The following is a 14,940-nucleotide window of genomic DNA, read 5'->3' as shown; positions in this document are numbered from 1 at the left end:
ACCAATAGTTTTACCATTACTAAACCATTAACCATGAGAAACTTATACACTTTTTCCACGGCTATTTTATTAACTGTTTTATTCACAAGTTGCAAATCGGAAGAAAAAAACGGTGACATCAATGCCATCACTAAAACGTATTTTGAAGATAAAAACGCTTTAAATCCGCTGGATGCCACTCAAAACGGTCAAAGTCAGTTCAACGACCAATTGGTTTTTGAAATGACCGATTCGCATCGCAAAAAACAAGCGGATTTTTACAACAAATACGAAAAACAACTGACAACCGTTGACACCACTTCGTTGTCTGAAGAAGAAAAAAACAGTTACGACATCATGGCTTGGGAAATTGCCGTAGGCAAAGAAATGCTCCAACAAAATGCCAATCTGATGCCGATTCAACAATTTTGGGGTACACATTTGACCATGGGACAATACGCCAGTGCCGAAAGTGCGCAACCTTTTAAAACCGAAAAAGACTATCAGAATTTCCTAAAAAGAATGGACGCTTACACCGTTTGGCTCGACTCAGCTATGGTGTACATGAAAAAAGGAATCAAGGAAAAAGTGGTTATCCCGAGAGTATTAGCCGAAAAGATTGTACCGCAATTTCAGGATTTGCTCACGCCAAAAGTAGAAGACCATTTGTTTTACTCGAGCTGTAAAAAATTCCCATCCGACTTTAGTCCGATGCAAAAAAACAAATTCGCCAAAGCCTATGCTACTTTAATCACCAAAAAACTCAATCCGCAGTTCGAAAAATTCATTGCGTTTATGAAAGCGGAGTACATTCCGGCTTGCCGCACCACCAGTGGCATCGGCAGTATAAAAGGCGGGAATGAATTGTACAAAGTGTTTGTAAAACAATGGACAACCACCGATAAAACGCCGGAGGAAATCCATGAAATCGGATTGAAAGAAGTGGCTCGTATCAAAGCCGAGATGGAAAAAGTAAAAGCACAAGTAGGTTTTAAAGGCACCATCATCGAGTTTTTTGACCATGTGCGCAACAAACCTGAGTTAAAACCATTTAAAAAACCGGAGGAAGTGATTGCCAACTTTGAGCGCATCCATGACATCATCAAACCAAATGTAAATAAATTTTTCTCTTTACAGCCAAAAACCGCATTCCGTGTAAAACGTACGGAAGCATTCCGTGAAAAAACCGCCAGTGCCGAGTATTCTCAAGGTGCCGCAGACGGTTCAAGACCGGGAACATTTTACGTGCCGATTCCGGATGTTGCCAATTACAATTATTACGGCGATGAAGATTTGTTTTTACATGAAGCCATTCCGGGCCATCATTTTCAAATTTCACTCCAGCAAGAAAACCAACAATTGCCCGACTTTAGAAAGTTCAACTGGTTTGGTGCTTATGGCGAAGGTTGGGCTTTGTACACCGAAAGTTTAGGAAAAGAATTGGGCTTGTACAAAGATCCGTACCAATATTTCGGTATGTTGGGTAACGAGATGCACCGTGCCATCCGTTTGGTGGTTGACACCGGATTGCACACCAAAGGCTGGACACGCGAACAAGCCATTCAATATTCTTTAGAAAACGAAGCAGAAAGCGAAGCCAGTATTATAGCCGAAATTGAACGTTATATGGCAATCCCCGGACAAGCTTTATCGTACAAAATCGGACAGTTGAAAATTATGGAATTGCGTAAAAATGCCGAACAAAAAATGGGCAAAAATTTTGACATCAAAGTCTTCCACCAAAAAGTATTAGAATCGGGTGTGATGCCGTTGGCGTTGTTAGAACAAAAAATAAACCGTTGGATTGCCACAGGAAAATAAACAAAAAAGCCGCTCGAATGAGCGGCTTTTTAATTGCTAATGCTTTTTTCGAGATTGCTGAAATCAATAGTTTTACCGTTCACATCAAAAAACTCGTAAGTATATTTTAATTTACCGTCTATTTCTTCAATTTTGATAAACATTTGATAAAAACCTTGGCTCCATTCTACTACCAAATGGTATTCGTAATCACCAACCCCAAAACTACTCGGAAGATTACTGGTATAGAGCAATTTTTTAGATTTCAAATTCAGCGTAGGAATTTCAAAATTCTCATATTCGCCCATTTCATTGTCGTCAATTTTCTTGCCTAAGTAATTGATACTGGCGTCGCCCTTGGTTTTTTTCTTTTTCTCTTTGCCTTTATTGTAATCATCTTTAATGGAAAAAATTACGTCTTTCATAGCGCTTTTGCCGGCATTCACTAAGGAAAAACGAATTTGATGGTGGTACATCAGTTTGTGCACTTTTTTATTGCCTTCATCAACCGTAGTGCCTTCGCTTAAGTCATTATCAACAATTTCAACTATTGGAATATTTTGTCCCGGTGCTAAGGTAAATACATCAAATTTGTGGCTTTTTAATTTTTGTTCTGCTTCATCCACAAACTTATCTTTCTCCACAATCTCGGCATTTAAAACCTCAATTTGCTTGATGGCTTCTTCTAATTGTTTCTGTTTTTCAACAGACATCGAATTAGCATTGTTTCTGTATAATAAATAGCCGGATAAGGCCAATAAAACAAAACCAATAATTGCCAAAACCACAGTTATCATAAGCTTTTTCCCCTTCATTAGATTAAAAGATTTACATCAAATTACTATTGATGCTGTAAAAATAATCCAATTTTCAAAATTTAACAGTTTCATAAACAACAAACTGTAAACATATTATTAACCAAAATTAAAAGCTTAAAGAAGTCCAAACTCTCATTTGGACTTCTTTGCGGGTAATAGGACTTCCCGAAGTATCGGGATAAACTTCTCATCCTATACACAAAAAAAAGCCCTGACTAAAGTCAGGGCTTTTGTTGTGCGGGTAATAGGACTCGAACCTACACGCCTTGCGGCACCAGATCCTAAGTCTGGCACGTCTACCAATTTCGCCATACCCGCTAAAATTGTGAGTGCAAATATAAAGATAATTATTAATTACGAATTATGAATTGTGAATTTTTTTAAATGCCTTTTTTGAGTAAATTTGAATACTACAATTTAATTTCAAAAATGGATAATATTAAACACTACGTTCAGCAAAACAAAGAACGTTTTATTGAAGAACTCAATGAACTTTTAAAAATTCCTTCCGTAAGTGCCGACAGTGCTTATTCTCAGGATGTTATCAATACGGCAGAAGCAGTAAAAGCCAGTTTGGAAAAAGCCGGGTGCCAATTGGTGGAAATTTGCGAAACGCCGGGTTATCCCATTGTTTTCGGAGAACACATCATCGACAAAAATTTACCTACAGTTTTGGTTTACGGTCATTACGATGTGCAACCACCTGACCCTATGGAATTGTGGACATCACCTCCGTTTGAACCAGTCATCAAAACCACCGAAATTCACCCCGACGGCGCCATTTTTGCCCGCGGTGCCTGCGATGACAAAGGCCAAATGTACATGCACGTAAAGGCTTTCGAATATATGATTGCTAACAATTATTTGCCGTGCAACGTGAAATTTATGATTGAAGGTGAAGAGGAAGTCGGCTCCAAAAGTTTAGGCTGGTTCGTAGAAAGAAACCAAGAAAAACTGAGCTGCGACGTGATTTTAATTTCCGATACCGGAATGATTTCCAACCAACAACCTTCCATCACCACCGGTTTACGCGGTTTGAGTTATGTGGAAGTGGAAGTGACGGGGCCAAACAGAGACTTACACTCCGGGTTATACGGTGGCGCTGTGGCCAATCCTATCAATGTGTTGACTAAAATGATTGCTTCGTTACACGACGAAAACAATCACATTACCATCCCGGGTTTTTATGATAAAGTAGAAGAATTATCGGCTGCCGAAAGAGCAGAAATGGCCAAACGTCCGTACAGCGAAGAAGCCTATAAAAAGGCTTTGGATATTGAAGATGTTTACGGAGAAACCGGTTACAGCACCAACGAAAGAAATTCCATTCGCCCTACTTTAGACGTGAACGGCATTTGGGGCGGATACACCGGTGAAGGCGCTAAAACGGTCATTGCCAGTAAAGCCTACGCCAAAATTTCGACGCGTTTGGTACCCAACCAAGATTGGGAAGAAATCACCGAATTGTTCCAAAAATACTTCGAAAGCATTGCTCCTAAAGCGGTTAAAGTTAAGGTAACGCCTCACCACGGTGGTCAAGGCTATGTAACGCCTATCGACAGTATTGGTTACCAAGCTGCCAACAAAGCGTATACTGAAACCTTCGGCGTTCCGGCCATACCGGTGCGTTCCGGCGGTAGCATTCCGATTGTGGCCTTGTTTGAAAAAGAACTGAAATCAAAAACCATCTTAATGGGCTTTGGTTTAGATTCTGATGCCATTCACTCACCCAACGAACATTTTGGGATTTTCAATTACTTAAAAGGGATTGAGACGATACCGCTTTTTTACAAGTATTTTGTGGAATTATCCAAATAAACAATAAATAACTTGAAAATCCGTTTCTTAGTAAACGGATTTTTTTACTTATGACTCAAAATCGAGTTTTACTTAGTTCTCTTTTTGGACTTGCAGTACTTTTACAAAGTTGCAAAACCAATCAAACCATCAACCATCATCGGGAAGGCAAATGGGTTTATAAGGACACGGTGAACGGTGTACTGCTCAAATCAAAAGGACGCTATAAAAAGAGTATAGAAATTAAAACTTGGCGTTATTTTGAAAACCGAAAACTGGTTAAAAAAGAGCAGTACAATGACAGTATTTGTAACATCACCACTTTTGACCAAAAAGGCCGAATAACGGCCAAAGGCCAATCTATGATGGTGGAAGAAGCCGATGGTACGCATTGGTACATCATAGGCGAATGGATTTTTTACAACGCTAAAGGTCAAGCCATTGGCGTTAAGAAATACCAAAAAGGAGAACTTATTTCTGAAACAAAATTATAAATGCTTTCTACTCTTTTAAAAACTGTTTGACGCTGGTATTGTTGGCTGTTCGCAATCTTATAAAGTAACTTCCCTTAGCTAAGGCAGAAACATCTATTTGATGCTGATTTCCTATCTCTTTTTGGACAATTTGACCTAAAGAATTATAGATTTCAATGGATTTGATTTCCATCAACTGATTTGCCTGAATTGTCAAACTATTTTTAACCGGAATGGGGGAAATCGTAAATTTAATTTCAGAATCGAAATCACTTTGCCCCAAAGTATTAATAACAGAACTGGCGGTATTGGTTACTATTGGAAAATTATAATCGAAGTATATACTTGCCTGATTGCTAAAGGTTACGCCTTGAGTCACACTTGACAACAGCTTAATTTTGAAAACCACATAGCCGTCATTATTGGCATCGTCAAAGGGCAAATTGATATTATGAAAAATAAATTCAACTACATTTCCATTGATTCTGGTGAAAAAATTATGACTTCCTGAGATCGGTGTCAAGGTGGCAACATCAAACTTAGTAGCATCAATAACATCCTTAATTACAACATTTTGCGCAGGGAATGTCCCTGTATTTTCAAATCGTATGCGATAGGAAACATATTCCCCGATATAGTTACTACTGAGATTCTCCCCTTCCAGACAAACTTTATCATTAGGATCGAATGAGTTTACAACTGTTTGATTAAAGGTATGATCATTCAAATAAGGCTGTGACGCTCCGGTTTCTGCTATAGACGAGTTAAAACTCAAAATATCATCAGCATTTAATGGCGGTGTGTCCATCGGACTGTTCAAATTGAAGGTAACATTGATAGTTCTGCTTTCAAAAGGCAGTAAATTGGAAAATGTCCAACTCAAAACTCCGTTAGTATTGCCGATGGGAAGAGTTGAGGCTGATACAAAATCTAAAGTATTGTCATTAAAATGGAGCACTATATTTCCGGTGTCAATAACATTACCGGTGTTTTTATAAACCAGAGCATAATGAGCTTCAAATCCAGGTACGGCTGGACCGTTTGGAATTAATGTAACATCAAAATCATGCATTGGTACAGTGGCTGACAAACAGAAACTTTGGTTTAACGGACTGGTTTGCGATGGAAAATTTGCCGTTACACTTGAAGGAGATAGTGTAAACAAAGACGGATTTTGTAAGATTGGTGTAATCGTATACATACCACCTCCAAGATTTAGGGAATACATTCCTGTTGCATCCGAAATTATAGTACCTGTTTCGTTACCATTGGTAATGGTAAATTCTTGGAAAGGAACTGCAAAGTCGTTAGTATCGCAACCATTACCCGTTGAGTCATATCTTATGTCACCCGTTACCGAATAATATTCGCCGCCGGGAGTAAAACTACAATATGAATTAACCTGAATTTGATTTTGCAATCCTAATTGATTAATTCTATCTTGAATATTAGGCCGTTCTCCTTCATCAACACAAATAAATGACAGATCAGGGCAATTCACTATACTTAGTAACAAGGCCGAATTTTCAAAAATATTTCCGCCTTCATCACAAGTAATCGTTGTATGATTGAAACCGTTTTTTAGAATAAGTTGTTGCAAATTAGGTGAGTCTTCGATTCTAACAAATCCCTGATACTCCGGATCACAGGAGGTGATGACGCTGTAATTCCCCAAATCAAAAAATGTTTTGTCTGAGGAGTAATAAATATTCCCCGGCTGTATTCCTTCGTTAAAATAGACGTTGTCAATGGTATTATATCCTAAATAAACATTACATTCATTACCAAATTGAAAAAGAGAAAGATCTAATAAAGAGAATTGATTGTGCCTAAAACTTGCACTAAAATAAACTGATGCATAACCCATAACTTGTATGGAAGATAAATTATTATAATCCACATAAAAATAGCTAATGTTGGCATTATTGATGGTTAAATCGGTTAACTGGTTGTGGCTTAAATTAATAGTGTCATAATAATCTCCGGGCACTATTGTAAAAGAAGTCAGGTTGTTATAACTCAAATCCAAACCGCTTTCATCACTAGTATCCCAATTGACCGTTACTGAAGTAAGCAGATTGTGACTGGCATTCAAGCTGGCTATCGCAATGGGTGCTGCAATTGTTATAGAAGTCAACGAATTATTGCTGCAATCAAGAAATTTTAGAGCTGTAAAATACTCTAATCCGGATAAATTTGAAATATTCGAATTAGAAACATCCAGCTGCCATACATTTGCTACTTCACTAACTTCTAATTCACCATCGCTATTGGCATCAAGGTAAACTAAATCAGGATCATCGCTCAATGCAACATTAGCTTGCAATAATTTTGCTTTAAAATTAGCATCCGGAAAACTGATAATCTGACCGTTAACAACAGTAGTTAAAACCAAAAAAAAGACTAGACAAAAGTTTCTCATAAACAGCGTTTTACTCCATAAATGTACTATTTTATTTTTATTTTTCAGTTGGAGTGTAAAAAAACAGCTACCTTAAGTTTTCACATTTTAAATCTTGGACAAAAAATGACTTCAACCATAACTTTTCAAGACACTCTATTTCAAGAAAAATGTACAGCTACATACCTATTAATAAACGACTTAATTCATTAACCTCTATTCTCCATAACAACAAGAAAACACAATAAGATTATAATAAAATGCGTTGACAATCATTCGATTGAAACATTTGGCTTTAAATTTGCACTAATCATCAATCATCAACCTAATCTGAATACAATTCAGGTTGCAAATCAATCATCATGTTAAAACGTTTTTTCCTTCTGTGTTCGGGTGTTGACACCCACATTGTGAACTCTTGTTCCAATGGCGAACAAAACAAATACGCAGGCATAGGTGCCACCGTATTTTTTACTGCAGTCATGGCTTTTATAGCCGCCAGTTATGCACTTTACACCGTTTTTGACAATCTTTACACCGCCGTTTTCTTTGGCTTGGTTTGGGGATTTTTAATTTTCAATTTGGACCGCTTCATTGTTTCAACCATTAAAAAAAGAGACAGCTTTCTGGATGAATTCATTCAGGCATCGCCGCGAATTGTATTGGCTATCATTATCGCTATAGTCATTTCGAAACCTTTGGAAATCAAAATTTTTGAAAAAGAAATCAATACCGTTTTATTGAAAGAAAAAAATGAAATGGCGATTGCCAATAAAAATCAGGTTACCAATTACTTCAAAAGCGATGTAGATAAAAACAAGGCGGAGACAGACAGTTTGAAGTCGGCCATCACCCAAAAAGAAAAAGAAGTGTCGGCTTTATACCATGCCTATATTACCGAAGCTGAAGGCACTGCAGGAACCAAAAAAATGGGTAAAGGCCCCATTTACAAGGAGAAACGAGCCGCTCATGATGTTGCCGTGAAACAACTCGATTCGCTAAAAATAACCAACGCCAAGTTAATCGCCGAAAAAGAAGCCCGAAGCAAAACCCTACAAGCCGACTTAGACAAAAAAGTTTCCGAAAGTCAACCCGTAATAGACAATTTTGATGGTTTGATGGCACGAATCAACGCCTTAGGTAAATTACCCTGGTTGCCGTCGTTCTTCATCATGTTGTTATTTTTGGCCATTGAAACTTCTCCGATTTTTGCCAAATTGCTATCTCCGAAAGGCGAATACGATTTAAAACAAGAAGACGCCGAAATGAGTTTGAAAAACATTTTAGCACAAAATCGTTATCAAAGCGAGTTACAACAAAAAACCGATGCTGACATTTACGACAAAGTATACGCCGATATCCGTGAAGACAAAGACGTTTACCAATACAAGAAAAAAGGCGCCATTGAATTGCTTAAACTACAAGCAGATGGTTTTGTAGATAAACAGAAAAAATCAATATAATAAGAAACCCTGATGTGATGACACATCAGGGTTTCTTTTAAGGCAAAAATGAATACCCGTGTTTACTTTTCCACATGAAATACTTTTCTAAAATAACTTTGTTAAAATCGTAAATCACATTCGGAATCATGATGGCAAAGTTGCGGGGTTTGAACAAATGATCTGAAAAAATAATAACTTCTTTTTTGCCGCAATCCATAATACACAATCCCATAATTTTCCCCCAAGCTTTTTTCTTCAAATCGGTTCTTCCATGGGCTACTCTAACAATGTTTTCTGCCACAATCTTACCGGTTTCATCGGAAGGATATCCGGTTTTTGGGGCGGCAAAAGGGACTGTTTTTGGCGTAAATGGCAATACTACATTAACCGCTATTCCTGCAGCCCAAATGTTTGGATAATCTTTGTGTCGGTAGTCATCGCCTACATTAATATAACCGTTTGGTGTAGCGTTAAGTGCCGGTGAGTTGGTTACAAAATCCACCCCGATAAATGGCGGCATCAACATCGAAAATGCAAATGGCAACACTTCTCCTGTAGTTAGTTTTATACTTCCTTCGTTTACTTCTTCAACACCAACTTGGGTTCTGTAATGGATGTTGAACATTTTCATAAATGACTTTAACATACTTTCGCCCATTGGCATCCCGTCTATCCCGAAATGGCCCAAGTAATCTTCCGGGGTAATCCAATACAAATCGACTTTCTTGCGAATATTTTGCTCTCTCAACCATTTTTCTACATTAAAAAGAAATTCATACGCCGCTCCCATACAACCGGCATTTTGTGTTGCTCCAATGACTATCGGTCCGGGATTCTTTTTAAATTCTTCTAAAGCTTTTCTGGCTTTCATAGCACCATTTGGCGTACCAATATAATGGGTATATTCTGCAACCCCGGGAGCAATATCATATTTCACTTTCGGACCGGTGGCTATCACTAAATGGTCGTAATGAAAATTACCTTTATCGGTTGTCACCACTTGGATTTTCGGATCAACACTTAAGGCCTCAGCATGCACAAAATCAACCCCTTTTTGAGTTAATATCCCTTCTTTTCTAAACGAAATATCTTTGATGTCCCTGCGCCCGAAAGGCACCCAAATAAGTGACGGAATAAATAAAAACAAAGGCGACTTATCAATTAAAATTACCTTATGGTCTTTATCTTTTCTCTTAATCTCGAGGGCTGCTGTCATCCCGGCAAAGCTTCCTCCAATTACTACTGTTGTCATGATTATCGATTTTAACAGTATAAAGTTAGCCCGTTTACAATTACTGTAAAGTATCAATTGTTACAGTTAAGATATAAAAAAACCCGCTCAATGCGGGTTTATATCTAATAGCTATAATACTACATATGCTTTAAAACTTCGGCCTTTAAACGATCGTATTCACCTTGCAAGATTAATCCGTTGTCAAGTAATTTTTTGTAATTGCTGAGTTTTTCAAACAATTCGTCTTGTGACAATTCAGCCAAACCGGAACGATCATCCGGAAACTGTTTTTCATCTCGATAGCCGGATTGGGCCACCGGAATAATTTCGGCAAAGTCGGTTACTTCTTCGGTGGTCACTTCTTCCACTACCTCAGCCGTTGCGATTGGCGTTTCTATTACTTCCTCCTCCTTAGGTTGCTCTTGAACAACCGTTGTCACTTGTGGATTTTTTAATAAATCCAATTGTTCTTTGGCAAAAGTGTAGAGTTTTCGCGCTTGGTTTTTAGGCAAATAATCTACGGTATGCGTTAAGTCGGATTTGGTGGTAAAGGTAAAATCGGCACCCAAAATGCCTTCTTTTACAAAGCTGGCTTCAATATCATCCCAATCGTAATCAATGAATTCCATTGACAAACCCAAGTTTTTAGGCTTACAAAGAATGATTCGTTTGTTGGTTACCACTATGCTGTCGGGAAACATGTTAACCGCCGGCTTTTTTTGTACGGCAATGTAACCTACTTCTTCATGGCTCATTAAAAGATTGTCCAACTTGGCTGTGATTTTCTCAATCGCCTTAGGATCTTGGTCTTCGTTTAGTATTTTCTTTAAATTATCTAACATGGTAAAAAATTTCTAAGATTTTGTATTGCTATCGCTTTGCAAAAGTAATGCCTAATTATCGTTTTGAAGAATTTCGTTTTGACTTTTTTTTGTCAAACTTTTGAAAACCAAATCGTAAGAATGATTGATGAGTTCACACATCATTTTATCGGAAACATCACTGTGAAACGCAATCGTATTCCAATGGATCTTACTCATGTGATAGCCGGGATTGATGGCATCATATTCGGCCCGAAGCACTTCGGCACGCTCCGGATCACATTTTAAATTGAGAGATGGCGTGTTATTTTCCCATTCTTTTAAAGAAGTCAGGCAAAACATTTTCCCGCCTACCTTAAACACCAAAGTATCTTCATCAAACGGGAAATGTTCGGTGACACCTTTTTTGGAAAGACAGAATTCGTAGAGTTGTTGGATATTCATTTTAGTTGAGAGTTGAGAGTAATTAGTTTGGAGTTTAAATTTTGCTTGAACCAAATTTATCTTGATTATTCATCATACTTCATTATTTATAGCTGTAAGTTCTTCGTATTCTGCTTCTTTGATATAACCACAGGCAATTGAGAAATCCAACCATACTTGTGTCTCGGAATTTTCAGCTTCAGCATCAGTTAGTTTGCTTAAAAAATTCTTTGGATAACGTCTTTTTCTGTATGATTCTGTTATAGTAACAGTAACACTCCTTGAACTCCTTCTGATTTGATCTGTTAAAGAATACTGTTCTTCTTTTGGAAACTGTTTTGAAATATCAAATATCCTCATCGCTAAGGCAAATGATTTTTTATAAGCCAATAAATCTCTATAATCCATAATATAAACTACTAACTATTATCTCCTAACTCTAAACTCCTTACTCCAAACTATAGAGAATTGGTTTACTTGGTGAAGCATCGTTTTCAAAAGAAGCTATTTGCAGGTTCAAAATATAATTGCCGTCTTGCACTTCATCGTTTACATAAATCATTTCGGTTATGGTGCAATCCAATCTCGCATCGGGGTTAAGATTATTAACGTCTTTTACATTCCAAAAGGCTTTGTGTGCTACCAATCGTCCTTCGTCTTCTTCCCTATCTACGCTGGGCAAATCAATCAGCAAATGTTTAATTCCGATTTCTCGGATGAAAGTCGCTGCGTCTTCTGACAAGTAGGGCGGATTGGTGTGTGAATAGTTTTTGTGTTTTTTACTCTCTTCGTTCGGCAAGGTTCGAATAACAAGCGCTTCCGGAGTTTTACCGTTTAAAGCATTTACTATTTGGAATTTGGTGATGATAAAATCGTCTACCACACTTTCGGGCGCCACTGTAATCAACTCGGCCGTGAAGAAAAACTGCTTCAAACATTGATTGATGCTGTAAAATGCTTTGGTGATATGACCTAAACATTCGGTGTGCGTGCCATGTCCGTGCGGGTTGAAAAAGATGTTGTTAAAGTTGGTCGAACTGCCTTCCGAGACTTTCCCTACCCAACTACCAAATTTCACCGGTTCAATCACAGGCTTTTCAATATACCACGCGATAGGATTGTCCTCGGTATTGGTTAACGGAATGGAAATATCAATGGGTTTTGATAAGTCGATTTGGTGGTGGTTTATAGTCGCTTTCATAGGATTTAACCGCAAAGTGCGCAAAGAATTACGCGGTGTTCGCAAGGGATTAAAGATTATTTACAATTCTTTTTATTCCGTTTTTTATTAATGATACATTAAAATTGATTAGCAATCCTAACTTACAATTTGTCAATTTCAAATAGGTTAAGAGTTGTGCAAAATGAACATCATTCAATGTCTCAACAGATTTAACTTCTATAATCAATTTGTTTTCTACAATAATATCAATTCTATAACCAACATCGAGCTTAACCTCTTCATAAACAAGCGGAAGTGCTTTTTGCTTCTGAACATCTAAACCATTTTTTTTTAACTCATAAAACAAACACTCTTCATAAGCACTTTCTAAGAGACCAGGACCTAATGCTTGGTGAACTTTTAAAGCACAATCAAATACAACTTTAGACAATTCATTTTCTGTCATAATCTTCTGCGTTCCTTGCTTAATTCTTAGCGTGCTTTGCGGTTATATCATTCCAAATTTAGCAAAAATAAGTCGGACGCAATTCCATCGCTTAAAAACTTACCTCTTTTGGTCGTTCGGAGAATATTATCGTCTACAAAAAGCAAATGGTCATCTATGTATTTGGCGGCTTGTTGTTGTAAATAATTAAGATAGTTGGCGCCGAATTCCGTTTCGATTCTATTCAAAGAAACACCCCAAATGGTACGCAAACCGGTCATGATGTATTCGTTGTAACGGTCGGTTTTGGTTAGGGTTTCGATTTCAATCGGCAACTTATTTTCGGCTAATGATTTCAGGTAAAGGGAATTATTGGCGACATTCCAGCCGCGTTTTTCTCCGTCATAACTATGCGCCGATGGTCCGATGCCGAGGTACTTTTTGCCTAGCCAATAACTCGAATTATTCTTAGAGAAATAGCCTTCTTTACCAAAATTAGACAACTCGTAATGCACAAAACCGTGTTCTTCCAGAGTGTCTACCAATAGCTGAAAATGCTCTTGCGCCAAATCGTCATCCAGAGGTGGAATCACTCCTTTTTGAATGAACTGATGTAAGGCTGTTTTCGGTTCGACAGTCAAAGCATAACTTGAAATATGCGGAATGTTGTAGGACAAAGCCGTTTGGATATTTTGCAACCATTTTTCTCGGCTCATCTCGGGCATACCGAAAATCAAATCGATGGTAATGTTGTCGAAATATTTGGTAGCCATTTCTAAACACTTTTTGGCTTCGGCTACATTGTGTGCGCGATTCATTAGTTTTAAATCGTCTTCAAAAAAAGATTGGATGCCGATACTTAATCGGTTGACTTTGTTTTGTGATAATGCAATAATGCGCTCTTCGGATAAATCATCGGGATTGGCTTCAACCGTAATTTCGGGATTTTCAGTGACATTATAATGCTGAAACACTTCCTCAATCAACCATCTTAAATCAGCAATCTCCAATATACTGGGAGTGCCACCACCAAAGTAAATGGTTTCCACAACCTCATCCTTAAACTCGTCTTTTCGCATGGCGATTTCGTTCGCCAAAGCCGAAACCATTTCGTCTTTCTTCTTCAGGGAAGTCGAAAAGTGGAAGTCGCAGTAATGACAAGCTTGTTTGCAGAAGGGAATATGAATATAAATGCCAGACATAAGTCTGGCAAATATATTGAATCTACAAGACTTTGTATTTAGAAATTGGTTTTAAAACTACCGTTAGTCACCTGAATCACATCAGCCGAATTGGATGGATTGGTAGCCGTTAAACTAAAGGTACCCTCGATGACACGAATACCAAACAGCGGAAACGAATTGGACGTTACTGTTACCGTTCCAGTTGTATTGTATTCAGTGTATGAGAGTGTGGTAGTATTAAATTTTGCCAATTGCATTTTATTCATGCTGCTTGTTGTAAAGGTGTACGTTCCGGTAGAGATCTCTTCGTCAACAAATTTCATGATAATTTGGTATTCATCGTCACTGATAAATTTTCTATCAATATTACCAAAGCCATTGTCCCAAAATGAAGTTTCATACCAGTCATTGCTTCCAATTTTACATTTCAACCCCAATCCGGTCAATAATGGTGTAGTAACCACGTAAGGTAAATCAAAAGTACCGCTAACTTGTCTTGTATCAGAATTCAGATCGTTTTCATCTGCATAAAGTGTACCTGAGAAAGAAACCTTAACCCTTCTGGTATTTTCATTAACCGAAATAAGGTTAAACGTAAAATAGTTTGATTTATAATGTTCATAGGTTTTAAAAACCTCAAATTCTTGCCAATAACTAAACTCTCCTAAGTTACCGTATTTGTTAAATTCTATTTGCAATGATTCATCATTAGGAAGATCGGCAGTCATCACAAAAGTATCTTCACCTCTTTGAACGATAGGCGAACTTAGGACAACATTTGTTCCGTTGACAGATAAACTGGCTTCATCAGAAGAACCTCCGCCACTATCAGAGGAACATGAAGCAAATGCAAGAATAAGCATAAAGGAGCTTACGATTTTAATCATTTTCATAAAAGGTTGGTTTAAAGAGTTAAAGTATAAATATATAATTTTTTTAATAACTCTAAAAAAATGTG

14 protein-coding genes and 1 tRNA gene are annotated in these 14,940 nt (G+C 37.6%); 4 read left to right on the top strand and 11 right to left on the bottom strand.

From position 1 onward, the window contains the following. Window positions 1-33: 33 nt before the first annotated feature. Complete coding sequence (locus tag ACJG85_RS04615) at window positions 34-1,800, top strand: DUF885 domain-containing protein (RefSeq protein ID WP_412477030.1); 1,767 nt, start codon at window positions 34-36, stop codon at window positions 1,798-1,800. A 29-nt stretch (window positions 1,801-1,829) separates the two neighbouring features. Here the strand turns inward: ACJG85_RS04615 and ACJG85_RS04610 are convergent, their stop codons facing one another. Further along, window positions 1,830-2,594, bottom strand: a complete 765-nt coding sequence (locus ACJG85_RS04610) for a hypothetical protein (RefSeq protein ID WP_409676159.1) — start codon at window positions 2,592-2,594, stop codon at window positions 1,830-1,832. Window positions 2,595-2,833: 239 nt separating this feature from the next. Next, window positions 2,834-2,915: transfer RNA gene (locus tag ACJG85_RS04605), tRNA-Leu, on the bottom strand. 111 nt (window positions 2,916-3,026) lie between these two features. On the opposite strand from ACJG85_RS04605, the gene ACJG85_RS04600 reads away from it, so the two are divergent. Both ACJG85_RS04600 and ACJG85_RS04595 read left to right on the top strand, forming a co-directional pair. Continuing rightward, window positions 3,027-4,415: a dipeptidase gene (locus ACJG85_RS04600; RefSeq protein ID WP_412477029.1), complete on the top strand. Its 1,389-nt coding sequence runs from the start codon at window positions 3,027-3,029 to the stop codon at window positions 4,413-4,415. A 50-nt stretch (window positions 4,416-4,465) separates the two neighbouring features. Further along, window positions 4,466-4,888, top strand: coding sequence for a hypothetical protein (locus ACJG85_RS04595; protein ID WP_412477028.1), 423 nt, complete (start codon window positions 4,466-4,468; stop codon window positions 4,886-4,888). Window positions 4,889-4,895: 7 nt separating this feature from the next. On the opposite strand, the gene ACJG85_RS04590 is transcribed toward ACJG85_RS04595, so the two are convergent. Continuing rightward, window positions 4,896-7,289, bottom strand: a complete 2,394-nt coding sequence (locus ACJG85_RS04590) for a DUF7619 domain-containing protein (RefSeq protein WP_412477027.1) — start codon at window positions 7,287-7,289, stop codon at window positions 4,896-4,898. A 341-nt stretch (window positions 7,290-7,630) separates the two neighbouring features. Here ACJG85_RS04590 and ACJG85_RS04585 point away from each other — a divergent pair, with 341 nt between their 5' ends. Beyond that, window positions 7,631-8,731, top strand: a complete 1,101-nt coding sequence (locus ACJG85_RS04585; RefSeq protein WP_412477026.1) for a DUF4407 domain-containing protein — start codon at window positions 7,631-7,633, stop codon at window positions 8,729-8,731. Window positions 8,732-8,768: 37 nt separating this feature from the next. Here the strand turns inward: ACJG85_RS04585 and ACJG85_RS04580 are convergent, their stop codons facing one another. The 8 genes from ACJG85_RS04580 to ACJG85_RS04545 form a co-directional block, all read right to left on the bottom strand. Next, window positions 8,769-9,965, bottom strand: coding sequence for an NAD(P)/FAD-dependent oxidoreductase (locus ACJG85_RS04580; RefSeq protein WP_409676144.1), 1,197 nt, complete (start codon window positions 9,963-9,965; stop codon window positions 8,769-8,771). 119 nt (window positions 9,966-10,084) lie between these two features. Next, window positions 10,085-10,789 (bottom strand): PH domain-containing protein, encoded by a 705-nt coding sequence (locus ACJG85_RS04575; RefSeq protein ID WP_412464997.1) that lies wholly within the window; start codon window positions 10,787-10,789, stop codon window positions 10,085-10,087. A 51-nt stretch (window positions 10,790-10,840) separates the two neighbouring features. After that, entirely contained in the window at window positions 10,841-11,212 is a 372-nt protein-coding gene (locus ACJG85_RS04570; RefSeq protein ID WP_412477025.1) for an MmcQ/YjbR family DNA-binding protein, read from the bottom strand. 72 nt (window positions 11,213-11,284) lie between these two features. Further along, complete coding sequence (locus ACJG85_RS04565; RefSeq protein ID WP_409676134.1) at window positions 11,285-11,599, bottom strand: four helix bundle protein; 315 nt, start codon at window positions 11,597-11,599, stop codon at window positions 11,285-11,287. A 40-nt stretch (window positions 11,600-11,639) separates the two neighbouring features. Then, window positions 11,640-12,392 (bottom strand): cyclase family protein, encoded by a 753-nt coding sequence (locus ACJG85_RS04560; RefSeq protein ID WP_412477024.1) that lies wholly within the window; start codon window positions 12,390-12,392, stop codon window positions 11,640-11,642. A gap of 49 nt (window positions 12,393-12,441) precedes the next feature. Beyond that, the gene (locus tag ACJG85_RS04555) at window positions 12,442-12,819 is read right to left on the bottom strand and encodes a GxxExxY protein (RefSeq protein WP_409676128.1); all 378 of its coding nucleotides are present in this window, start codon (window positions 12,817-12,819) and stop codon (window positions 12,442-12,444) included. A 47-nt stretch (window positions 12,820-12,866) separates the two neighbouring features. After that, window positions 12,867-14,000, bottom strand: coding sequence for a radical SAM family heme chaperone HemW (gene hemW, locus ACJG85_RS04550; RefSeq protein ID WP_412477023.1), 1,134 nt, complete (start codon window positions 13,998-14,000; stop codon window positions 12,867-12,869). A gap of 38 nt (window positions 14,001-14,038) precedes the next feature. Then, window positions 14,039-14,875, bottom strand: a complete 837-nt coding sequence (locus ACJG85_RS04545; protein WP_409676121.1) for a DUF6252 family protein — start codon at window positions 14,873-14,875, stop codon at window positions 14,039-14,041. Window positions 14,876-14,940: the final 65 nt, after the last annotated feature.

The sequence above is a fragment of the Flavobacterium mekongense genome (assembly GCF_047038255.1).
GTDB classification, from domain to species: Bacteria; Bacteroidota; Bacteroidia; order Flavobacteriales; family Flavobacteriaceae; genus Flavobacterium; species Flavobacterium mekongense.
The sequence above is the reverse complement of the archived record's forward strand: the minus strand, read 5'-3'. Positions and strand labels throughout refer to the sequence as shown.